This is a genomic window from Niabella hirudinis (genome assembly GCF_051201075.1).
Classification (GTDB): Bacteria; Bacteroidota; Bacteroidia; order Chitinophagales; family Chitinophagaceae; genus Niabella; species Niabella hirudinis.
The window spans coordinates 32373-56804 of sequence record NZ_JBPEHJ010000006.1; the positions used below are offsets into that span (position 1 = coordinate 32373).

The window sequence follows — 24432 nt, forward strand, 5'->3', positions numbered from 1 at the left end:
AAAAATTTATTTCGAAGGATACAGCGCCGCACCATATACATGCACAACACCATTGGTAGCCACAAACCCGATGGACCGGCTGTTGGTGCGGTTATTAAACACAATGGGGGCAATATCGGCATTATTCTGTATACGTAAAGTAAATTTTCCCTGCGGATCAAACCCGCTTCCACCTGCTCCGTTGAAGCCCGGCAACGAGGGGTCCCAGTAACCCAGCATAGATTCCTTTGTAGCCGTGCTATTGGGGGGCAGCAGCGATTGTATTGATTGATCTTCTGCGTTCAGATCGTAATAATTGTGTATGCCCTCCCCAATAAGATATAGGAAAAACTTCTTCACGGTTTCTTTTGAATAATCTTCCCATTTGGTGGCCGGGTGTGTTTGCGGCAGACCGGTGGTGGGGTTGATGATGGGATTACCGCTCCCATCCAGGTTCACAATGGGGAAGGTAAAGAACAATCCCTTATCCATTACACCCGAAGTATTAAAGCCCCGCACGGCATCATTGTGCAGGAATATAAATGTTCTCCCGGTCTTTTCGTATTCGGAAAGATCAAACCCGCAATAATCCAGGCCCTTTTTCATCCACCGGAATACGGTATCATTGGGAGCTTCGGTGGTACCATCGGCCCTCTTCAGCAAAAACTCTTTGGCCGTCATTTTGATATTGGGGTCCAGCGTTTCCTTTTTATAATCATAGTTCTCCTGCCGGCTTAACCCCAGCAGCTTTTTACATCCCGGCAAAAAAATTGCAGCTACGCCAAGCGCCAGGACGCTGTTCATAATGCCTTTGAATATTTTCATCTGTTTATATTTTATTATTTTCAATACTCCGGCAGGACGCGCACACGCTGCCGGGTCTGTCTGTTTTTACCCACCGTAACCCGGATTTTGAACGAGTTTTTTGTTCGCATTCAATACGCTCCGGTTGACGGGCCATAAGATTCTTCGCTGATCGCTGAATCCAATGGCTTCCTCTGCAGGAGTTCCGGCCGCAATCTGCCTTCTTCTCAATATAGGGTCCATGATCTTTACCACATTACCGGTACGCACAAGATCAAACCATCTTTTGCCTTCCCCTACCAGCTCCATCTGGCGTTCCTTCAGGATGGCATCCGCCATTGAAGTCTGATCCGCAACCGGGGCCGTGTTCGCCACATAGGCCGGCAGCCCTGCCCGTACCCGAACAAAATTGAGGTATTTCAGCGCTTCTGCCAGTTCACCCGTTGCATTCAATGCTTCTGCATATAACAGGTAAATATCGGCTAACCGGTACATCGACAAATACACTGGCGCTTCCTTAAAATAATAGGTTGCCAGTTCCGCCGATGTGGAAGCCTTGGTTGGATTAACAGGAGAAGCGTACCATTTGATAAACCGGTCGCGGTTGGACCTGGTGGGGTCGTTGCCGGCCGAATAAGGATCAATCGTTTGCTTGGGGCGGATATCTACAGGTGCGGGTGCTGCTACGGTTTGTGGTATCACCCAGCTGTTATACAGGTCGACATCCATTGTAATGGGTTTGTTATTGGCGGTCCAGGACGTGGTCATGCAGGCGCAATCATTCTTCAGGAAATCCCAATGAATGCTCCAGATCGACTCGATGCTGGAATTGGGCACAACAAACAGGTTTTTCCAGGTGGCCTGGGGTTGAAGATTGGCCCCGCTTGCGCCGGCATATAAAGCACCGGTAGGGCCTTTGGCCTTAAACAGGTTCTTCATCCATACAATGGCATTGGCATAGTCATGCTTCCACATATACACATCTGCCAGGATAGCGCATATAGCGCCTTCACCAAGTGTCCATACCGAAGCGGTCTGATTTTTTGTAACCAGGGCATACGCGTTGGTGAGGTCCGGTATAATACGTTCATCAATCACCTTCGCTGCTGCTGTGCGGGGCCTTTCAAGCGAATCCGACAGGCTCTCCATCGGAAGGGTCCAGACAGGAGCATCGCCCCACACCCTTACAATATAAAAATAGCAGACAGCACGCATGGCATAGCTTTCGGCCAGGGCCTTATTCATAACGGCCTCGGTAACCCGGCTATCGGTAACAGCAGCGCCCGGAATGTATTTGATATTGGCGTTCGCTCTACCAATTACGGTGTATAAGCCCGACCAGTCGGAAAAGGCATTATCCGTTGTCAGTGCATTCATCGTTACCTCTGTAGTTGTAACTGAGGTATAGCTCAAAAAACGGTCAAAATTATCAGAGCGGTAATCGCCCCAGAACAATGCGCTTTCCTTGTAATTGCCATCGCTGCCCACCATCTGCTGCTGAAAACCGGAATACATACCCGCAACAGCGGCATTTACATCGTATAAAGTTTTATAGAATTTATTCTGGGCTACTTCTGCCTGTGGCGAAAGATTGAGAAATTTTTTGCAGCCCCCGCATATAGCAATAGCGCAAACGATAATGATATAACTCAGCTTTTTCATTTTGTCATTTTAAAAGTTAACATTGATTCCAAACCCATACTCCCGTCTTTTGGGATACTTTCCATTATCATAACCTGGCTGCAATACATTAGACGCACTGAATTCAGGATCGTATCCCCTGTAATTGGTCCAGGTAAGCAGGTTGGTGCCATACACATAAACCGTTGCACCCTTCAGGAGTATCTTCCGGGTTAAGGCGGGCTGGAACATATATGAAAGGCGCAGGCTGGAGAGCCTGATAAAAGAGGCGTCTTCAATGAAGATGCTGTTGGCATCCTTTTTCTCGTTTCCCCTGTTTTTAAAATCGGGGTAGTATGGATACCTGGCTATATCGCCCGGCTTTCTCCAAACATTATAAACCATTTCGGGGCTTCCGGCCCCGGTATTGGACGGGTAACTTTGCGCCGCCAGCAATGCATTGTATACATGAGCGCCGAAAGATGCATTGAACAGGAACGACAGGGAAAATTGCCCGTAATTGAGGTTATTCAGGATACCCAGATAAAACTTGGGTTGTGCATTAGCGAGGATCTGCCGGTCGCGGTCATCGATCAGGCTGTCTTTATTTTTATTTTCCCAGATCACATCGCCTCCACGCAGCTTACCGCCCGGATCATACATCTGGTGCACAGCCCCGGCATAAGGCTGTCCGTTAAACGTGTATACGGGTTTCCCGTTTTCATACAACGGCTTCCCATCCGTGCCCAGCACCACCGTAAGCCGGTCCCAGTTATCGGTATATGCGTTGGATTCATTCCAGGCATATACTCCAAGATTTTTCCAACCAAAGAAATTACCGATCCTTCCGCCTTCTTCAATATACCATTTATTGGCTACGATGAACGGCATTCCATCGCCCAGCTTTTTAATGCTGCTTCTTTCAAAAGAAATATTTCCACCTACTTCCCAGGTCAGCCCCTTACTACCCTTTGCAAACACCGGCGTTCCCTTGGCGGAGAACTCCAGCCCCCGGTTCTCCAATGTGCCAATATTTACTTTCAAATTATCAAAGCCGGTTTCGCCCGGAAGCGCCTTTTCATACAGGAGGTCCTTTGTTGTTTTGATATAATAATCAGCAGTAAAGGTCAGCCTTCCGCGGAAGAAGGTCAGATCCAGGCCGGCATTTTGCTGCTGGGTGGTTTCCCAATGCACACGCTCGTTTCCGAAAGTAGCGGTAGTATAAGCGCCGCCCACTCCTGCATAGCTTCCGTTGAAGGTGATCTTATTCAGATAATCGTTAGAACCGATACGGTCGTTACCCACCTGGCCAAAACCGATCCGGAACCGGCCGTCCGTCAATACATCTTTGGCCCAATACATGAATTTTTCATCCGAGAACCGCCATCCTGCGGATGCGGAATAAAAGTTACCATAGCGGGACTCGGTGCCAAAACGGGAAGAACCATCACGACGGAAAATACCAGCCAGCGTGTATCTTCCTTTATAGCTGTAGTTTGCTCTGGCAAACAGGTTTGCCCCCGCGGTAAGGTCGGCATCCGAATAGGTTTTGGAAGCCGTCAGGTAAGAAGGCTGTGTGATAAATATTTCCTCACTCACCACATTGGCATATTCGGAGTGTTCCCTGTCGTATCGCCGCTTATCTGCGCTCACACCCAGTGTGGCCTGCAGGTTATGATCGCTGTTAAACGTTTTATTATAGTTGAAAAACGACTGATATTCCCAGGAAAATACTTTTTGCATGTCATTTGCTCCATTGTTCTGATCCTTATTGGCTGAAACATACCGGGGCGAGAACTGCAAATTCTGGCGGTTATCCAGCATGGCGTTAAACGTGGTGGTGAACAACAGGTCTTTCGTGATCCGGTATTGCAGTGAGTTGGCAAACTGGATGGAGAATACGTCTGTTTTATTGGTCTCATATATCGCGTTTGCCACCGGGTTACGTTTGGACCCAACGTAGCTGGTCAGCGAGCCATCCGGGTAATAGATCAGCGAATACGAGGGGCGATCAAAGGCAACGGCCACCGTTCGGGAAATCGGCACTTCGTTACCGGTTTGCCACATCATGGAAATATTACCCACATACTTGAGCCTCGGCGAAGCCTGGTATTCGATATTGCTTCTTACCTGCACCCGTTTTATATAACTGTTCAGAATGATCGACTTATCGTTAAGATAGTTGACGCCGGTATAATAACTGAGCCCTTTTTGTCCGCCACTGATACCCAGGTTAACCTGCTGGCGGTCTCCAAGATTACCCAGCAGGATCTGCTGCAGGTCGTTATCGGAATTAAAGCCCGGGTTTAATGAATCCGTAGTGCCGGGATTCCGCTCCTGGATCCTTCTAAACTCGCGTACTTCGGCCGAATTGTTTTGCGGCAGTTTGTGTGCAAGTTTTCCAAAAATGCGGGAATAGTTCAGGTCGATCCGCGGCCGGCCTTCTTTACCTTTTTTGGTGGTAATGATGATGACACCATTGGCGGCCCGTGCACCATAGATAGCAGCTGAAGCGGCATCCTTCAGTACTTCGATCCGCTCAATATCCATGGGATTGATGCGGGCGCCATCGGGGTTAATAACACCATCAACCAGGTACAGGGGCCCGTTGCCCCCGTTGAGGGTAGAAGCGCCCCTGATCTGGATGGAGCCTTCGGCTCCGGGAGCACCGCCGCCATCGTTCACTACCAGCACCCCCGCAGCCTGTCCCTGCAACGCGTCAAACAAGTTAACGGGCTGCCGGTCTTCAATCTGCTTGGAACTGACGGAGGAAATGGCCCCGGTTACATCCCGCTTTCGCTGGGTTCCGTAACCCACCACTATAATCTCATCCAGATCGCTCAGCTCCTGTTTTAAAACCACATTTACAGGTCCCGCCTGGTTCAATGCCTGTTCAAAATTGGCAAAACCAACAGCGGTAAAGATGAGGGAGCCCTTTCCATCGGGCACCAAAATAGAAAACCGCCCGGAAGAATCGGTCATTGTTCCGCGATCTGAGCCTTTCAGCGAAACCGACACCTGTGAAACAGGGTTGCCCTTTTCATCCGCCACCGTTCCCTTTACTGCAACGTTCTTTTGCGCCTGCAAAAAAACCGGGAGTGAAAACAAGAGCGGAAACAGGACCAGCAGTTGCATAAGCCTGCGCTTTTTTTTCATACAGCAATACGTCATATAGTTTTAATTTAAGGAGGTTTGTTCAATCGTTTGCACAGACTGCAAGTACGTATGTTTTGAGAGCAAAAAAAGTAGTAACATTATCCAACTACTAAGCTATCTTGGCATCAGTGAATACACAAACCCGATTCCGGCGTATATTTCATTTACATTTTCGGGGGTCAACAGACATTTGTATGAAACCACATGCATTAAAAATAATGGCAACGCCTAGCGCTTCTTTTGAGGTCAGAAGAGACCGGGTACCCGTTAATAACCGCTGGCATTGTCATAAGGAAGCAGAGTTGATCTATATTGCCCGGGGAACGGGAACTTTGCTGATAGGCGACCATACCCGTTATTTTTCGGCAGGTACCCTGTGCTTGATCGGATCCGGCCTTCCCCATTACTGGAGGTTTGATGAACAGTATTTTGACAATGATACGCCGATCGATGTTATTGCCATTCATTTTCAGGAGGCCTTTTGGGGGGAAGCCTTCCTGGATCTGCCTGAAAACAATGGTATCCGGCTGCTGCTCCAAAGAGCCCGGAGGGGACTCCTGATCCAGGGGAACATTCAGTCCATGGTTCCATCCTTTCATTACCTCATCCATGCAGACGGGCCCTACCGGATCATCTCCCTGGTAACATTGCTTTCCAAGATTGCTGAATGGGGCCCTGTTACCAGCCTTTCTTCGGAAAATAGCAGCATCTGTACAGGAAGTTTTGAAGAAAAAAGGATCCATGAGGTTTATGAGTATACGCTGAAACACTTCAGAAAAAAGATCCCGCTTCAGGAAATTGCCGGGATAGCGCATGTAAGCCCCCATGCATTCAGCCGCTATTTTAAGCTACGCACCCGTAAAACCTATTCGCAATTTATTGCCGAGCTGCGGATAGGCTATGTATGCCGGCAACTGGTAACAACCGATCACCCCATAAAACGGTTGTGTTGCGAAGGCGGGTTTCAAAATTCCGCTTCATTTCACAAATATTTTAAGCAGATTACCGGCATGAGCCCGCTTTCATACCAGCGGGTATACAAGTGAGCTGCCGCTGCGAAAAGTGTTGTTTTCCCTATGCCCGGGCCATCTTCTCCGGTATCGTTCCCAGTTTTCCACATTTGCCGGTGCTGCAACAAAACCACCCCCAATTATGTTACATTTGTCAGACAATATCAGGAGTTTTTAATGGATAAATTTATTGTTTCAGCACGGAAATACAGGCCTCAGACGTTTGACACCGTTGTAGGTCAGGCGCATATCACCACCACGTTAAAAAATGCCATTAAACAGAACCAGTTGGCGCACGCCTTTTTGTTTTGCGGGCCCCGCGGCGTTGGAAAGACCACCTGCGCCCGGATCCTGGCCAAAACCATCAACTGTGAGCAGCCAACGGCAGATGGGGAGGCCTGTAATACCTGTAACTCCTGCGTTTCTTTTAACCAGGGCACTTCCCTGAATATTCATGAGCTGGATGCGGCGAGTAATAACTCGGTAGATGATATCCGCACCCTGGTAGATCAGGTGCGTTTTGCCCCGCAGGCCGGCCGTTACAAAGTGTATATTATTGATGAGGTACACATGCTGAGCTCTTCGGCATTTAATGCCTTCCTGAAAACGCTGGAGGAGCCACCGCCCTACGCCATTTTTATCCTGGCTACTACGGAAAAACATAAGATTCTTCCCACGATCCTCAGCCGCTGCCAGATCTTTGACTTCAAACGGATCACCACCAATGATACGGTAGAACACCTGGAAGCCATCTGTGAAAAAGAAGGGGTAAAAGCAGAGCCGGCGGCCCTGCAGACCATCGCCCAAAAAAGTGAGGGTTGCATGCGGGATGCACTTAGCATCATGGATAAGATTGTCAGTTTCACCAATGGAGCGCTGAACTATGCCAATACCCTGGAGCATCTGAACATTCTGGATGAAGACTACTATTTCAAATTACTGGAAAACATGCTGCAACAGGACCTTTCGGGAGCCATGCTGCTGTATAATGATATTAACCGGAAAGGATTTGAGGGCGACCTGGTATTAAACGGGTTTGCCGCCTTTGTACGGAACCTGCTGGTGAGCAAGGACGAAAAAGTAGTGGCCCTGCTGGATACCGTGGAAAGTTTTAAACAACGCTATCTGGAGGCAGCCAAAAACACGCCGGTTTCGTTCCTGATCAGCGCTCTCAATATTCTTAATGAATCGGAGATCAATTACCGCGCTGCCCGCAACAAACGCCTGCATGTAGAGCTTACGCTGATTAAACTTTGCTACCTGCAGCAAGCAATCGAACTAACAGCCGGCGATACCGGGCTGAATAAAAAAAAAATAGCGGATAACACCCTCTCCGTTCCTTTCAGGAGTTTGCAGCCCGTTTTATTAAAGCCGGCACCTGCCGTCAAAACAGAAACACCCAGGGCAAAACCGGAAGCGGTGGGCGCGCGGCTCATTATTGACGACCCGGCTCCCACATCCCCTATGCCACCACACCAGGAGGCCTCCCCTGCAAAAAAAATCAGTAACCTGGAGAAATTGCGGCAACAGTTTAAAGATACTCATGTAGAAGCGATTGACCACCCCCTTACGCAAGACACCCTGGAGGCAGCCTGGCAGGAGTTTATAGGACTGTTGAAGGAACAAAAAAATTCAGCGGCACAAAGCTTCGATCTGGCACAGTTAAAAGTGCTGGACGCCAATTCCTTTTATGTATATACCGCCAACGCGATCGAATACCGGTTTATAGAAACCTGCAAAACGCAGACTTCGGAATTCCTGCAAAAAAAGCTATCGAACTCCCAGCTGCAGTTTTATATTATTAAACGGGAAAACAGGGAGGTTCAGGAAAATGCCGAGCCCAAGCCCATGACCGCGGTACAGCAATACCAGAAAATGATTGAAAAATACCCGCTGGTAAAGGAGCTGAAGGAAAAACTGAAAATGGAACTGGACCGTTGAGGCAATTTGAAAATTTGAAAATGTGGGGATTTGAAAATGAAGCTGTCGTTCCGGTTCGGCGATCTTTACTTCGGTCGATGCACCATAGACGTTTGACGTTTGATGTTAAACGCGAAAAAGTTCTTCCGCCATAAAAGCGGTCTTCAGTTATCCCGATGGAATCCTGGGATCTGAAAACAGAACCCGGCTTAAAACGGTGAATGAGCAATAGTCTGTGGATCATTGTGTGTAACCGGCCCAACGTCAAACTTGAAATATTAAACCTGGAACATGCATTCAGCGTTCAGCCATCAAGCCCGAAGCGGATCTGAAAATCTGTTTAAATTTTCATTATTAAAATTCCGTATAACAGACATTAAGGCCCTCAAAAACCCCGCCGGCTGACGCCAGTCGGACGGGCATTAAGAAGTTAAGATTCATTAAGAACTGCGGCTACTAAACTATTCTTAATGCCTTAATGGTTTTTAATCATTCTGTTTTTAAACAACTTCTGAGAATTGAGATGTACATTGAGTGTAAAAACAGATTTCAACCTGAAACTTTAAACCGGAACGTTCAACCATCCCTTATAAATGTTAATAGTCAACGATCCTCAGACCATTGACTATTAACTATTCACTATTGACTATTCACTATTTCTTCTTCCGCTGATCCTGCATTTGCTTTTGCTGCTCCTGCATTTGCTGCAACCGCTCCTGCCATTTGGATTGGGTTTTGGGCTTTTTACGGTTCTCCTGGATTTTTGCCAGAATCTTATCATGATCGATAATATAGGTCTGTATCACAAATTGTAATGCAAGGGTGATCAGATTCGATACCGTATAGTACCAGGTAAGCGCCGATGGAAGCCGGTTAAAGATAAACAACAGGAACACCGGGAAGATGTACGGCATGTACTTCATCATCGGGTTACTTTGATCCGGTGACATGCTCATGCTGTAAATCGAGATCAGCAAACTGGTAAGGGTAGCCGTAATCGTAAACAGGCTCAGATGACTTCCCAGCAGGGGGATGTGAATACCAAATTTAATCGGATCGTCAAAGGCCGAAAGATCGCCGGCCCAAAGAAAGTCGGCGCCCCTCAGATCTACACTGGCGTTAAAAAAACTATACAGCGCAAAGAAGATGGGGATCTGGAACAGGGCCGGTATACAGCCCCCCAGCGGGTTTACGCCGGCTTCGCGGAAGAGTTTCATCTGCTCCATACTCATTGCCTGCTGATCGCCGCCAAACTTTTCTTTAAGCGTGGCAATCTCGGGACGCAATGCTTTCATCTTTGCACCGCTCAAATAACTCTTATAGGTAAGCGGAGATATCAACAGGCGGATCACCAACGTTAACAAGGCAATCACCAAACCAAAATTGCTCACGATACTTTTGAAAAAATCAAATACCGGAACAATCACATATTGGTTGAGCGGGCGTACAAATGCATACATGCCCTGCCCCAGGTTCACCAGCTTGCTGAAGCCGTTGTCATATTTCTTTAAGATATTATAATCGGAAGGACCATAAAAAATACTCATGGGCACCGTGGCCGTATTGCCCGCAGGCACTTTCAGCTGCATGTTGGCGGTGCTCTTTACCACCTCTTTGCTGGCATCCGGCGGAATCGTCCAGGAGATCTTACCCCCTGTAAAATTATCCTTTGCAACCAGGAAGGTATTAAAGAACCGCTGACGCACACCAATCCAGTTTACGCTTTTTTCAAAGTTTACATGGTCCTTCCGGGATATCGTATGATAATCGAAATTACCATCCTCCATATAACCGATCTGCGTATTCTGTTTTTCAAATTCGATATCAGATTCCTGCTGGGCCGCATCATACTGCCAAACCATATTCATGGTTCCCTGCGACAATAAGCTACCTGGCTGCGACAGGTTAATATTGAGATCTACTTTATAATCCTTCGGATAAATAATAAACTGGTGCGTAATGGCATTTACACTATCCCCTCTTTTCAATTCAAATGTAACCAGCTGTGCTCCATCTGGACCCGGTGTTACCCGGCCATTACTAAAGTACAGATCGGCTGTTTGCGCGCTTTGATTCGCCGCAGTATTGATGGCATAGCTGATCTTATTAAAGTCGGTAGCCGCCAGCTTTACATGCTGACTGTCCAAAGCATTTTTAAACTTTTTAAGTTCTACATACTTCGGCTGTCCGCCTTTGTTGGTAAAAACAATTTTGAACACTTCGTTTTCAACCGTCACCAGTTGCTCGCTGCCCTGCGCAGCATTTAAAAACATACCGGCGCTGGTTACATGCCGCTGGGAGTCGGCCAGGAGGGAGTCGCGGCGCAAGGCAGCAGTATCCGGTTTGGGTTTCATAGCGTTGGCTATAGAATCCTGCCGCGCCTGCTGCTTTTGGTGTTCTCCCTGCTGCAGGTTATTGTAGTAGAAATAAAAGAAAAAAAGTACGGCTAAAAGTCCGAACCCAATGATTGTGTTCCGGTCAAAATTCATTACTTACGTATATTTTTGAGCCGGCAAAGATAGGATAAAGCGGGGGATTTGCCCCGCTGGATTTGATGTAAAAAAAAGTCGCCCGGGATTCAGGCGACTTCTGCTTATTTTATACATAATATTTTATCAATCAACATTTACCGTATCACTTTTCTTAGCTGGAACACGATTAACAGCAGCGTGCACCACCGCAGCTTCCACAAATTTTACAAAAATAGGATGCGGATTCTCTACCGTGCTTTTCAGCTCGGGGTGAAACTGAACGCCGACAAAAAACGGATGAGCCGGCAGTTCGATCACTTCTACAAGATCACTTTCGGGATTTTTCCCACTGGTTACCATGCCGGCCTGCTCAAAGGCCCCCAGGTACCGGTTATTAAACTCCCAGCGGTGGCGATGACGTTCTGTGATCTGCTGTGTTCCGTATATGACCGCGGCCAGGCTTCCCTCCTTTAGCTCACAGGCATAAGAGCCCAGGCGCATGGTACCTCCTTTTTCAGTTACGGTCTTCTGGCTTTCCATCAGGTCAATCACCGGGTCGGCAGCATTTTCGTCCATTTCGGTAGAGTTGGCGCCTTTCAGACCGATCACATTCCGTGCAAACTCAATGGCCGCCATCTGCATACCCAGGCAGATACCAAAGAATGGCAATCCATTTTCCCGGGCGTATTGCACCGCGGTGATTTTTCCCTCAACACCTCTTAATCCAAATCCCGGCGCCACCAGCAGTCCTTCCAGGCCGCCCAGCTTTTCGGATACATTCTCCGGTGTAATATATTCACTGTGCACATTTACGATCTGCACCTGGCATTCATTTACCGCTCCTGCGTGCACAAAGGCCTCCAGGATTGATTTATAGGCATCCTGCAGCTCCAGGTACTTGCCGATAAGACCGATCCGCACCACGGATTTAGGGTACTTTAACTTATCCAGGAAAGCACGCCAGCGCGATAGTTCGGGTTCCTTGTATTCCGCCAGTCCCATGATTTTTAAAACCGTAAGATCCAGTTTTTCGCGCAACATGGCCATGGGCACTTCATAGATGGTCGACTGATCGGCCGATTCGATCACAGCATCCTGGCGCACATTGCAGAACTGGGCTATTTTGCGGCGCAGTTCCGGCGTTAAGGGCTTTTCGGTGCGGCATACAATAATATCCGGGCGTACCCCTTCCTGGCTTAGCATCCGCACACTGTGCTGGGTGGGCTTGGTCTTTAGTTCTTTTGCTGCCTTAAGGTAAGGGATCAGTGTGAGGTGAATAACTACGGTATCCTCATCCGGCAGCTCCCATTGCAACTGGCGGATGGCTTCTACAAAAGGCAGGCTTTCAATATCACCAATAGTGCCCCCGATCTCGGTGATCACAATATCATATTCGCCCGTGGTACCCAGTTCCATCATCCGGCGCTTGATTTCGTTGGTGATATGCGGCACCACCTGTACTGTTTTTCCCAGGTAGGCCCCTTCCCGTTCTTTGTTGATCACCGTTTGGTAGATCCGCCCGGTGGTTACATTATTCGCCTGTGAAGTAAAAATGTTCAGAAAACGTTCGTAATGCCCCAGATCCAGGTCGGTTTCCGCCCCATCTTCGGTTACATAACACTCCCCATGTTCATAGGGGTTCAGCGTACCGGGGTCTATATTGATATAGGGGTCAAACTTTTGTATCGTAACCCGCAGCCCTCTTGCCTGTAACAATTTCGCCAGCGATGCGGCAATAATTCCTTTTCCCAACGAGGAGGACACCCCCCCGGTTACAAATACATACTTAGCCATAATGGTATATTAAAATCAATAAATTACTCCCTAACAAGAATCATTTCACGAAAAAAATCAACCTGTTTCAACAATATCCAGCCTGCATGATCTGCTGATACTTCGTCCGGAATAAAATCCATTGCTCAGTAGAATAACAAAATCAGCCCGCTATGACCCATAAAATCCTGTGGAAAATTTGAAAGGTCATGCAAAGATAAATAATCCTGTCAGAATTAAAATTTTGTTTTTTGAGGCTTTTTTGTTAGCAGGTTTATGGGCTGTTTTCCTCCGGAAATGATACAGTCCACCGGGCATGGCACCCCTTGCAGGCTTGCACCGTTTTCAGGTGCCGGATTTAAAACCCAAACATCCCAGCCTCAGATGACCTGAAATTTCCTATTTTTAGGTACCCGTTATTTACACCCTAAAACATGAACCCGCTGCACCCCAAAACAGTTGTCCTTGCCTGCTTGTTGCTTACAGCCTCCCTTATATATGGGCAAACCCGTTTACAGCCTGATCGTTTTTACCAGGCCGGTAAAACCGCGCTGGATCCCAAAAATAAAAGTGTTTATTATAACCGGGGCGGTATCTATTTCATTAAAAAAGATTACCCGCATGCGGTCGATGACTTTACAAAACTGATCGCTTTAGATACCGCTTATGCCGATGCCTATAAATTGCGCAGCAACGCTTATTTTGCCCAATCTGATTATACCCGCACACTCAGGGACCTGGATAAAGGGATTGAACTGGAGCCCAATAACAATGAAGCATATTTTATAAGAGGATCTGTTTACCAGCGGCTGGGCAAGCAGGAACAGGCCGATGCCGATCTCAAAAAAGCGGAGGCCTTGAAGGTAAAAAATTAAAGCCTGTTCAAAATTTTAATAAAAGAATGGCCTTATAGTAAACATTACAGGATTAAAATAACCATTAAGTTAAGATACATTAAGCAATATGTTGACTTAACTATTCTTAATGCCTCAATGGTTTTTAATCATTCTATTTTTAAATAGCTTCTTAATCCTTTGCTATTTTATTATAACTGGCAATAACGCCCCGGATCAATGAAGAGCTAAACCCGCGGTGCTCCATTTCGTTCAATCCCACAATAGTACAACCCTTGGGAGTGGTTACCTTATCAATTTCCTGCTCCGGGTGGCTGCCATTTTTCAGCAGCAGCTCCGCAGCGCCCTTTGCGGTTTGGGCGGCGATCAGGTTGGCCGTTCTCGCATCAAATCCGATTTCGATACCGGCCTGAATGTTGGCACGGATATAACGCAGCGCAAAAGCCGTTCCGCAGGCGCCCAATACCGTGGCGGCATCCATCAGTTTTTCATCAATTACGGCTACCTTTCCCAGTGTATTGAACATATCCACCACATAAGCGGCCTGGGCCTCATCAGCATTGGCGTAGCTGATGCAGGTAATACTCTCCTGAATGGCGATAGCCGTATTGGGCATGGCCCTGAAAACAGGCAGTTGTTTTTTGATCATTTCCTGCAGATCGGTCAGTGAAACACCCGTAATCACCGAAACCACCGTGTGCTTTGCCGTCAGCTGCTTTTTAAATCCCTCAATCACCGCGGCCACCTGAAAGGGCTTTACCGCCAGAATCACCAGCTCACTCTGCTTTACAGCAGCTGCATTATCCGCACTTATATTAATACCTTTTTTTCCCAACTCTTTTAAGGTAGCAGGATTTCTTTTCGTAATCGTTATGGCTCCAGGCTTGCAGAACTTACTTTTGATGAGCCCTTCTGCTATGGCAGTACCCAGGTTGCCCCCACCGATGATTGCAATGTTCATTTATATCAGGTTTAAAGTTCAAGGTTTAAGGTTCAACGTTGAACTTTAAACCTTGAACTAAATTACAGTCCTCCCATAGCTTCCCCGGCGGTTTCCTTTGCCAGGTAGCCTTCTATGGCGGTATCATATTTATCTTTCCAGTAACCGATCGCACCCCAATCTTCCCCATTAACGATCACTGCGCCGGAACTTACGGTTCCTATTTTTTCAAAAGGCACCCCACACTCCTGCTCCAGCGCTGCTGCCTTATCTGCCGCAACGCTTACTACAACACGGCTTTGTGCTTCGCCAAACAAAGCTGCGTCTTTACGAATGGAGGCATTGGTTTGAACGTTGAAGCCCAGCTCCCGGTTAAACCCGCTTTCCAGCAGGGTGATAAAGAGCCCGCCTTCACTTATATCATGTGCGGCTGCAATGGTTTTATTACTGATCAGTTTTGCCACGGCTTGTTGCAAGGCAAATTCCTCCTCCAGCTCAAAATAAGGAGCCGGCGAGTGAGTAACGCCGTGAACATGGTACAGGTATTCGGAACTCCCGAGATCATCCGGTTGTTTCCCCAGCAGGTAGATCACATCTCCCTCGTTTTTGAAGTCAAGAGTCATTTTATTGCCGATGTCGTCCAGCAGCCCCACCATACCAATGGTTGGCGTAGGATTTACAGGTCCATCCGGGTTCTGGTTGTAAAAGCTTACGTTACCGCCGGTAACCGGTGTATCAAATTTGCGACAGGCATCACCCATGCCTTTAATAGCGTTTACAAACTGGTAGTACACTTCAGGATCGTAAGGATTACCAAAATTCAGACAGTTGGTAACTCCCAGCGGCAATGCCCCGCTGCAAACCAGGTTGCGTGCAGCCTCGCTTACCGCTATCATGGCGCCTTTGTACGGATCTGCATATACATAGCGGCTGTTGCAGTCGGTAGTAACACCCAATCCTTTTTTTGTGCCTTTAATAGTGACCACGGCTGCGTCTGAAGGCGCATTAGTAGAAGTATTTACCGTACCCACCATACTATCATACTGGTTATAAATCCAGCGTTTTGACGCGATCGAGGGCAGGGCCACGATCTGTTCGGCCACTGCCTTCAGATCTGCAGGCTGCTCAACAGCGGAACTGTCAAATGTATTCAATGTTTGCAGGTAAGCCGGCTCTTTATATTCCCGGTCGTACTGCGGCGCACCGCCCCCCAGCACCAGTTCCTCAGCGGGTACAGATGCTTCCAGCTGGCCATGCATATAAAAATTCAGCAAACCATCATCGGTTACTTCCCCGATAACGGAGGCCGGCAGATCCCATTTTTCAAATACGGCTTTTACTTCCTCTTCGCGGCCTTTCTGCGCCACCAGCAGCATCCGCTCCTGGCTTTCGCTCAGCAGCAGCTCCCAGGCCTTCATATCTTTTTGGCGGGTAGGCACTTTATCCAGGTCAATGCGCATGCCCACACCACCTTTGGCGCTCATTTCAGCAGTAGAGCAAATGATCCCCGCGGCACCCATATCCTGCATCCCTACTACGGCCCCGGTCTGGATCACTTCCAGGCAGGCTTCCAGTAATTTCTTTTCCTGGAAGGGGTCGCCTACCTGCACAGCAGGCAGTTCCTGTACACTGTCGGAGGTAATATCGGCCGATGCAAAAGAAGCGCCGCCAATACCATCCTTACCGGTGGCACTGCCCACAAATATTACCGGGTTACCGGTACCTTCTGCAGTGGCTGATACCGTTTCGCCCACCTTTACGATACCCACGCTCATGGCGTTTACTAATGGGTTGGTATGATAGCAGGGGTCAAAATAGATCTCTCCGCCCACGGTAGGTACTCCAAAACAGTTGCCATAATGGCCGATGCCATGTACCACCCCTGCAAGCAGGTGCTGGGTTTTAGCTTCATTCAGCTTCCCAAAACGCAGCGAATTCAGCGCCGCAATGGGGCGGGCTCCCATCGTAAAAATATCGCGGTGAATGCCTCCGACCCCTGTAGCAGCCCCCTGGAAGGGTTCCAGCGCAGAGGGGTGGTTGTGTGATTCAATCTTAAACACCACACCCAGTCCACCGCCAATATCCATCAGCCCCGCATTCTCCTCTCCGGCCGCCACCAGCATGCGGCCCCCATCACGCGGGAGCGTTTTCAGCCATTTAATGGAATTTTTATAACTGCAATGCTCACTCCACATGGCGGAAAAAGCACACAGCTCATTAAAATTGGGCACACGCCCCAGTTTTTTGATGATCAGTTCAAATTCTTCTTTCGTTAAACGCAGCTGTTCTGCGGTTTTTACCGTTATTTCCATTATATAATTATAGCTGATTTAAATAGTAGCATTTCAAAATCGCAGCGAATTTACAAAACTACGGTCATTTAGCAATCTACCGCAAACACAGCACCCCAAAAAAGCCATACCAGGGTTGCCACTGAAACACTGAAGTACTGAAAATCCCCCTACCTGCCATCGAAGTGCCGGGGATTCCGGATTGCCGGATCTGTCCGGTAGCAGAGGCTTTTGCGAGGGTGTATTAAAAATCTGTGTTTCCGAGCTTCAGTGGCATCGCTTTGACCATCTTTGCAATTATTGATTTATCATTGTACCTGCTAAAATACCCGGTTGTGGAAATTTTTCTTTTTATCGTTTACCTTATCCTGTTTTCCTGGTGCATTACGCAAACCCGGTTTTTCAAAAACAGTGGGTTAACGCGGTTGCAGCTGGTACTCCTTTTTATCTTAAAAGTGGGTGCAGGCCTGGTTTATGGATGGATCAACTGGTACTCCGGCCCGGGCCCGGGACAAACCGATACCTGGGCGCTACACGCCGAAAGCCTTAAAGAAACACAAATCCTGCTTACCAGCCCCGTGCGGTATATCACCAGTTTTTTTTACAATCCTTACACCAGCAGCTTCGGCAGCCTGTTTGCGTCCGATGCTTCTTACTGGAACAACCTTAAGGACAACAGCTTTATCCGGCTGGAGTCAATCTTCAACTGTTTTAGCTTTGGCAGCTATTTTATCAATATCATTTTCTATAATTTCCTGGTTTATTTTGGGGCAGTGGCCCTTTACCGGACAATGCGGCGACACCTGGGGGAGGGCGGCCTGTTATTGATTGCCGGATGCCTCATGGTCCCTTCCTTTTTATACTGGAGCAGTGGACTGCACAAGGATGGGCTTACCTTTCTGGCCCTAAGTACGGTTATTTATATCACCTATTTCCGCACCACCCTGCGCTCCCCCGTCAAAAGTTACCTGCTGCTGTTGGTAGCGTTGCTGCTGCTGTTTGTACTCCGGAACCATGTGCTGCTGGTATTTTTACCCGCCCTGGCAGCCTGGATGCTGGCACGGCGTTTTCCGGCGCATCAAGCGGGGCTCTTTGCCGGCCTCTACTGCCTGGCCATTCTATTCTTCTTTACCGCCAAATACCTGCACCCTGCGCTGGATTTCCCTGCGATCGTGGTCAGTAAACAGAACGCTTTTCTCCACCTTACCGGCGGCAGCACCTCCATTCCTGTGCGCCCGCTGCGCCCGGATATAGGCGGTTTTGCAAGGCAGCTGCCACAGGCCGCCGGCATCGTGCTTTTTCGCCCTTTCCTGTCCGATGTCAAAAAAATCATCCTGCTCCCCGCATTTCTCGAAGTAGCGCTTACCTGGATCTGCGTACTGCTGTTATTGATCTTCCCTAAACAAAAAACAGTACGGTGCCCATTCAGCCTGTTCCTGGCGGCCTTTATCATCAGTATGGTTCTGATGATCGGTTTCTCGGTCAACAACCTCGGCGCCATTGTGCGCTACCGGTCCATTCTTTTCCCTTTGTTTATCCCCCCACTTATCATGAATATTCATTGGGAGCGAATTTTTGAAAAAATGAATATTAAAATAAAATAATATATAGTTTTCACAACAAAAGATCCGTTCAAACAGAGACATTCGACAAAAAAAATTGTAAAAAATGGACTATTTTGTCACATAGAATCTGTTTTCATATTATTTTTGCAGAAATTATTTTTCAATGTCATTAAGATTCAACGCAATTTCCGAACTGCATACCTACAATACGGATGTAGGCAAGATCACTCCAAAGATCACCGAGGTTTTTGGATCGCATGTGTTCAACTTAGCCACTGCAAGAAAGTTTTTAAGTGATGAGGCTTATAAAAGTCTGAAAGCTTCTATCAACGCCGGTCAGAAAATTGACCGCAATGTAGCCAACCAGATCGCAACAGGTATGAGAGCCTGGGCCGAAACCAAGGGAGTTACCCACTATACCCACTGGTTTCAACCCCTTACCGGAACAACTGCGGAAAAGCACGATTCCTTTTTTACACTGAAGGGCGATGGTACGCCCATTGAAGAATTTGACAGCGGCGCCCTGATACAGCAGGAGCCGGATGCCTCCTCTTTTCCCAATGGCGGACTGAGAGCTACTTTTGAGGCAAGAGGCTATACGGCCTGGGACCCCTCCTCTCCTCCCTTTATTGTGGAGATCGGTTATGGCAGAACCCTTTGCATTCCTACAATATTTATTGCTTATACCGGCGAATCGCTGGATTATAAAGCGCCGCTGCTAAAATCGATCGATGTATTAAACAAAGCCGCGGTGGATGTATGTAACTACTTTGACCGCAACGTACAAAAAGTAACCGCTACCCTGGGATGGGAGCAGGAATACTTTGTGGTAGATGAAGGTATGTTTAATGCCCGCCCGGACCTGGTAATGACCGGCCGCACCGTTTATGGTCATAACTCTGCCAAGAACCAACAGCTGGACGACCACTATTTTGGCGCCATCCCCGAGCGTGTATATGCTTTTATGCGTGATTTTGAAAATGAGTGTTACAAGCTGGGCATCCCCCTTCGTACCCGTCATAACGAGGTAGCACCTGCACAGTTTGAGTGCGCACCCATTTATGAGGAGATCAACCTGGCGGTAGACCACAATACCTTATTGATGGATACCATGAACCGTATCGCCCCCCGTCATGGATTGCGGGTATTGTTTCATGAAAAGCCGTTTGCCGGTCTTAACGGAAGCGGCAAGCACAATAACTGGAGCCTTGCTACCGATACCGGCATCAACCTGCTGGCACCGGGCAAGACCCCCAAGACCAACTTAATGTTCCTTACTTTCTTTGTAAATACCATTAAGGCGGTACACGATTATGCAGATATTTTAAGAGCCTCCATCGCATCAGCTCCCAACGATCACCGGCTGGGCGCCAACGAAGCGCCTCCCGCGATCATTTCCGTTTTTATCGGTAAATACCTTTCGCAGGTTCTGGAAGAAGTAAAAGAGCGTGTTTCCAAAAAGATGGATGAGCAGGACGAAAGCATGCTGAAGCTGGACATTCACAAAACCATCCCGGAATTGTTTATGGACAATACCGACCGGAACAGGACTTCTCCATTTGCTTTTACAGGAAATAAATTTGAGTTCCGCGCCGTAGGTTCTACTGCCAACTGTGCCAACCCCATGACAGTATTAAATACCATCATGGCGCAAACCCTGAAACAGTTTAAAAAAGAAGTAGATTCCCTGATTGAGAAAGGAGAGAAAAAAGAGATTGCCATCATGCAGGTGATCCGGGAATACATTGTTGCCAGCGAAAAAGTACACTTTGAAGGCGATGGTTACAGTGAAGCATGGGAAAAAGAAGCGGAAAAAAGAGGGTTACCCAACCTGAAAACAACGCCGCTGGCCCTGGATGCCATGGTTACCGATAAAAATAAAAAACTGTTTATTGATAACGGCATCTACTCCCTTTCTGAACTGGAAGCAAGGCACGAAATCGAACTGGAAAAATACATCAAGAAAGTGCAGATTGAAGGCCGCATTATGGGTGAGATGGCTACCAGCCTCATTTTGCCCCCGGCCATCCGCTACCAAACGCTCCTGAGCCAGAACATCCGGGGGTTGAAGGAAGCAGGGCTGTCGGAAGAAGCTTATGCGAATCAAAAACAGATCCTGGATAAGATTTCTGAGCACATCAATAAAGCCAGCGACCTGGTAGAACAGATGATTGAGGCACGTAAAATATGCAATGCGATTGAAGATACCCGTACCAAGGCCATTGCATACGAGAGCCAGGTAAAAGCACAGTTCTTCGACCAGATCCGCTATCATGTGGATAAATTGGAATTGCTGGTAGATGACCGGGAATGGTACCTGCCCAAATACCGGGAGTTGCTGTTTATGCGATAGATGAACCCTTATATAAAAGAAGGCCGGCAAATGCCGGCTTTTTTTTATCGTATCTGCCTGTTGGCGTATAGAGCCAACGGTATCCTTAGGATACCCGGGTTTTGGTATTGTACTTACAATTTATATATATTGGATTTTGGTTATCGCTGGCTGTTTGAAATAGCAGGGCGCATTTTTCAATGTACAAAGTAACGGAAACTCTCACCCTCAATAAATACCCTAAATTGGGTATTTATTTTATCTATATCTGGGCTAACGAATATTGCCTGCCTATTCTTTAAAAACAGCGTACTGCCCCCCATCAGACAGAAAGTTAACAGTATTTTTCCCTTTGATAACGGTATGCAGAACAACCTTCTTATTTTTTTGTTTTGAACCTTCCAGCTGCCCGCTGATTCAACACACATATTTTCTTTTAGCAGCTGTTCTCGTTAAGGGAGAACAGTTTACCCCTATTAAAGTGCTTGGACTAATTACAGGAGCAACGGGAATCGTACTATTGGCCAAGCCCTTCGGCTTTACCGTTATCAACCAAACATTAGAAAGGCTTTTATATTAACGATATAGTGCCAATGCTACAGGGTACCATTTATTGTAAAGTTCTTGTACCGTCCGCACCTCATTCCCAGAAGGCCTGGCCTGTGTAATAATTCCCGGATGAGTAACCCAATCAGATTCCCATTGCGAGATCATCTTGTAAAAATCATTTGCATTGTTACGAGGCCGGCGGTACCGGTTAAGAACATTAACTTCCCTATATCGCTGCTCCGGTTGTTTTCTAAATTCAGTATTGAGCATCTTAATGAATTTTTCCCAGCGCGGCTTATAAAAAGTACGAACAAGCCCATTCCATTGACGCGCAGAATAGTCGTATTGCATTGCACTGGAATCATAAGGCCCCCAGATTGTAATGAGGCCGCGTGCATTTTTTTCATAAAGATCCTTTTCGGCTGTAGTAACTCCGATGGACCTGGCATCAGAAAGCCATTTCCCCAGCAAAAATTCTTTCCGGGTGCCGAGTAACCGATCAAAATCATCCATCAAATCCAAAAACTGCCGGCTGTAAAAATCAAAACTATCCCGTTTATTGTTGCGGTAGGCATTACCCATATTTGCCTGTAAGGGTATTGCCAGATCGGCCAGGCACTGCCTTGTTACATCCACCATGTCGTATTTATAGGTATCAGTACGCTTTGTCGCCTCACCAGCGGCCGTCATCAACTTTAACGCACTCCACAAGGTTGCAAAATGATAGTTTTTTTGACTATTAAGCGAACCGTTGGGCGATGCGCCATATACCGTCAGGGCCGGGCGGGCACATATTGCCGACTCCCGGAACGTTTCCACCCTTGCTTGCTGGCTATATACAGTTTGCAGCAACAAATCCCAGGCATTCTGCACTGTATTTTCCAGGCGGCCATACCGGGCCCGCAGATAACCGTACAACCATTCTTTGGTATCCGGCGACCGCGAGTACCAGGCCATTTCACTTGCAGCCTCATAAATAACCGGGTTGTGCTCGATTGCTTCAGGGAACATACCAATACCTGATAAATCCCGGGTTTCGCTTTTATCATTCAGAAGCCGCGGAAAACGCTGCAGCACTTCATTCAAATCTCCCCCCATCGCCGTATTACCTCCAAAATTATGGATGATACCAGCCAGCCAGGGACGTCCCCAAAAAGCCTGGCTTCCTTTCCATTTCTGGCTGTTTAAATCCAGCATGATGATGCGGTCAGCCGGGATGGCCTCTACAATCGGCTTGCGCATGCTCCAGGTTTGCATAGCAATAATAGCTTCCGGATCAGCGGCGGTTGTAGCTTCATAGATCTTTTTTCCAACGGCGGTTAAATAGTCATCGCCATTCACCGGCGGTTGCCCTTCATGAAAAGGATCTGCCGCATAAATGTGATTAGTTCCAAACAACTTGGTTTGCTCTTCGATAAAAGCTGTTGTCATTTTGCTAAACAACGGGTCCATCGGATTTAACTGTGCTGTTGGACCTCCAACATAGAACCATATAGGTTTTTCTATAATATCTGCCTGTGGTTGGCGCTTTTTTAAGGCCACAGGCACATACCCGGTGAAGCCTTGCAAAATGGGGGTCATACCCAGCTCCCGCTCTCTTTCTAAAATCTTTCTTCCCAACATAATACTGCGGTTAATCCATTGCTGCGGTAGTGGTCCGTAAATGCTTTCTATATTGGTCATCCACTGCCAGGCCTGGTAAGCCGGCCCTACCAGGAAGGCCCGTATTTCAGCATCACTCATTCCAAACCGGCGCAAGGTATTCTGCCATACAGCCTCCTGTCCGGTAACAGCAAGCGGCATATTAATACCGTGCATGGCCATCCAGTCGATCTCTTGTTCCCAGCGTTCCCAGTTCCACCAGCTCATCGAATAATTAAACGTGCAGTAGTTCAGATAAGATCTTTTTGCGTAAGGAGTTACCCGCCGCACTTTTGGTGAAACCACTGGCAATTTCGCAGGAAGATCCATTTGGTCGCCACACCAGCTACGCTGTACGTAACAATAGTACTTTAAATACCAGTTAAGGGCAGAAGCTATGGAAACAGCGCTATTCCCCCGCAACACAATCCGTCCGTTATCTGACTGAATTTCAAAAACATCTTTACCATCTTCTGCGGGTATGGCAGCCACTGTAAATTGTTGAGCACGGGTTGGCACTATCCGCCGGATCAAACGTTCTGCAGCCTGCTTGTCGAAATTCTGGGCCGCAGCAAAAGAAACGACGGTTATGCTTAAAACAATGAATGCAAGAATCTTAAACTTAGATGACATAATTTTTTTATTTAATAATTCAGTCATAGCATAGCATGACTATTTTAGTTTAGAAAGAGCTTCAAAATATCGTTTACCTAAAAGGATGTAAGAAGCTCTGTCAAAATGTACATTGTGCTGATCTATTGAGCTGCACCCGGTAGTTTCCACAAAAGCAACATTGGTTATTTTTTGGGGCAGGGTACGCAGAGCCTCCCGTACTTGATTGATCCTTGCCACCCTTTCTGGTTTGTTGTGCTCTTTGGAAGTACCATAAAATTCCGCCAGGTTGCCCACTACCACCGGCAAAGCCGGATCGCCGACGTCTTTTCTTACATCCTGTATCAGTTGAAATAATTTAAACGCGTAGCTACCGGCTTTTTCTTCATCTACCGTATCCGATTCGCCCTGATGCCAGAGCAATCCTTTGATGGTACCCGTTTTTTTGGCCAATGACAGTTTTTTCAGAAAATCATCATACACCGGGGTTCCCTTTTTCAGCTGATCAATTCCGGCTCCGCCAAATGCAAGCGGTACCAGGCCTACAACAACGTTTTTATGGTGCAACAGGTAGTCTTTTGCAAAAGGCAACCCCAGTCCAAAGCGGTCTGATGGTAACCGGTTATGCAATGGATGGCCAGCTGGCTCCCATCGCAACGCGCCGGAATAGACGGTGGGTAACTTAAATACCCTCGGCACCGGGATGCTGTCGCCCGCTTGTAAATAAGCATACCCTGACATATTGGATTGTCCCATTAATATAAAAATGTGAAAATCTCCTTTATGTCTTGGGATGCTATTCTGCAACGTTTTTTGCGATCCGCAGCCTAACAATAACAGAAATGCTATTAAAAAAGCCCCCGGATAACATTGTTTCATTTAACTATTTTTTTGTTCTATACAAATCCGCCAGTT

Annotated in this window: 14 protein-coding genes; 5 read left to right on the top strand and 9 right to left on the bottom strand. The window is 47.4% G+C overall.

Annotated elements, in window-relative coordinates:
* Window positions 1–6: 6 nt before the first annotated feature.
* The 3 genes from GGU45_RS12965 to GGU45_RS12975 form a co-directional block, all read right to left on the bottom strand.
* The gene (locus GGU45_RS12965; protein ID WP_435225346.1) at window positions 7–804 is read right to left on the bottom strand and encodes a hypothetical protein; all 798 of its coding nucleotides are present in this window, start codon (window positions 802–804) and stop codon (window positions 7–9) included.
* 66 nt (window positions 805–870) lie between these two features.
* Window positions 871–2445, bottom strand: a complete 1575-nt coding sequence (locus GGU45_RS12970) for a RagB/SusD family nutrient uptake outer membrane protein (protein ID WP_435225348.1) — start codon at window positions 2443–2445, stop codon at window positions 871–873.
* Between the two features lie 9 nt (window positions 2446–2454).
* The gene (locus GGU45_RS12975) at window positions 2455–5538 is read right to left on the bottom strand and encodes a SusC/RagA family TonB-linked outer membrane protein (RefSeq protein ID WP_435225350.1); all 3084 of its coding nucleotides are present in this window, start codon (window positions 5536–5538) and stop codon (window positions 2455–2457) included.
* 215 nt (window positions 5539–5753) lie between these two features.
* Between GGU45_RS12975 and GGU45_RS12980 the strand changes: the two genes are divergently transcribed.
* Window positions 5754–6605, top strand: a complete 852-nt coding sequence (locus GGU45_RS12980) for an AraC family transcriptional regulator (RefSeq protein WP_435225352.1) — start codon at window positions 5754–5756, stop codon at window positions 6603–6605.
* 141 nt (window positions 6606–6746) lie between these two features.
* Window positions 6747–8510: a DNA polymerase III subunit gamma/tau gene (gene dnaX / locus GGU45_RS12985; protein ID WP_435225354.1), complete on the top strand. Its 1764-nt coding sequence runs from the start codon at window positions 6747–6749 to the stop codon at window positions 8508–8510.
* A gap of 632 nt (window positions 8511–9142) precedes the next feature.
* On the opposite strand, the gene yidC is transcribed toward dnaX, so the two are convergent.
* A complete protein-coding gene (gene yidC / locus GGU45_RS12990; protein ID WP_435225355.1) occupies window positions 9143–10978 on the bottom strand; it encodes a membrane protein insertase YidC in 1836 nt (611 codons plus the stop codon).
* Between the two features lie 126 nt (window positions 10979–11104).
* Window positions 11105–12754 carry a CTP synthase gene (gene pyrG / locus GGU45_RS12995; RefSeq protein WP_435225357.1) on the bottom strand — a complete coding sequence of 550 codons (1650 nt, stop codon included), beginning with the start codon at window positions 12752–12754 and terminating at the stop codon, window positions 11105–11107.
* A 413-nt stretch (window positions 12755–13167) separates the two neighbouring features.
* On the opposite strand from pyrG, the gene GGU45_RS13000 reads away from it, so the two are divergent.
* Entirely contained in the window at window positions 13168–13608 is a 441-nt protein-coding gene (locus GGU45_RS13000) for a tetratricopeptide repeat protein (RefSeq protein ID WP_435225358.1), read from the top strand.
* A 151-nt stretch (window positions 13609–13759) separates the two neighbouring features.
* Here the strand turns inward: GGU45_RS13000 and proC are convergent, their stop codons facing one another.
* Window positions 13760–14548 carry a pyrroline-5-carboxylate reductase gene (proC, locus tag GGU45_RS13005; protein ID WP_435225360.1) on the bottom strand — a complete coding sequence of 263 codons (789 nt, stop codon included), beginning with the start codon at window positions 14546–14548 and terminating at the stop codon, window positions 13760–13762.
* Between the two features lie 62 nt (window positions 14549–14610).
* The gene (gene purL, locus GGU45_RS13010; protein WP_435225362.1) at window positions 14611–16839 is read right to left on the bottom strand and encodes a phosphoribosylformylglycinamidine synthase subunit PurL; all 2229 of its coding nucleotides are present in this window, start codon (window positions 16837–16839) and stop codon (window positions 14611–14613) included.
* Window positions 16840–17153: 314 nt separating this feature from the next.
* Between purL and GGU45_RS13015 the strand changes: the two genes are divergently transcribed.
* Window positions 17154–18422 (top strand): hypothetical protein, encoded by a 1269-nt coding sequence (locus GGU45_RS13015; protein WP_435225363.1) that lies wholly within the window; start codon window positions 17154–17156, stop codon window positions 18420–18422.
* Between the two features lie 124 nt (window positions 18423–18546).
* A complete protein-coding gene (locus GGU45_RS13020) occupies window positions 18547–20736 on the top strand; it encodes a glutamine synthetase III family protein (RefSeq protein WP_435225365.1) in 2190 nt (729 codons plus the stop codon).
* Window positions 20737–21291: 555 nt separating this feature from the next.
* Here the strand turns inward: GGU45_RS13020 and GGU45_RS13025 are convergent.
* Window positions 21292–23538, bottom strand: coding sequence for an alpha-N-acetylglucosaminidase (locus GGU45_RS13025; protein ID WP_435225367.1), 2247 nt, complete (start codon window positions 23536–23538; stop codon window positions 21292–21294).
* Window positions 23539–23577: 39 nt separating this feature from the next.
* Window positions 23578–24396 (bottom strand): sialate O-acetylesterase, encoded by an 819-nt coding sequence (locus GGU45_RS13030; protein ID WP_435225369.1) that lies wholly within the window; start codon window positions 24394–24396, stop codon window positions 23578–23580.
* Window positions 24397–24432: the final 36 nt, after the last annotated feature.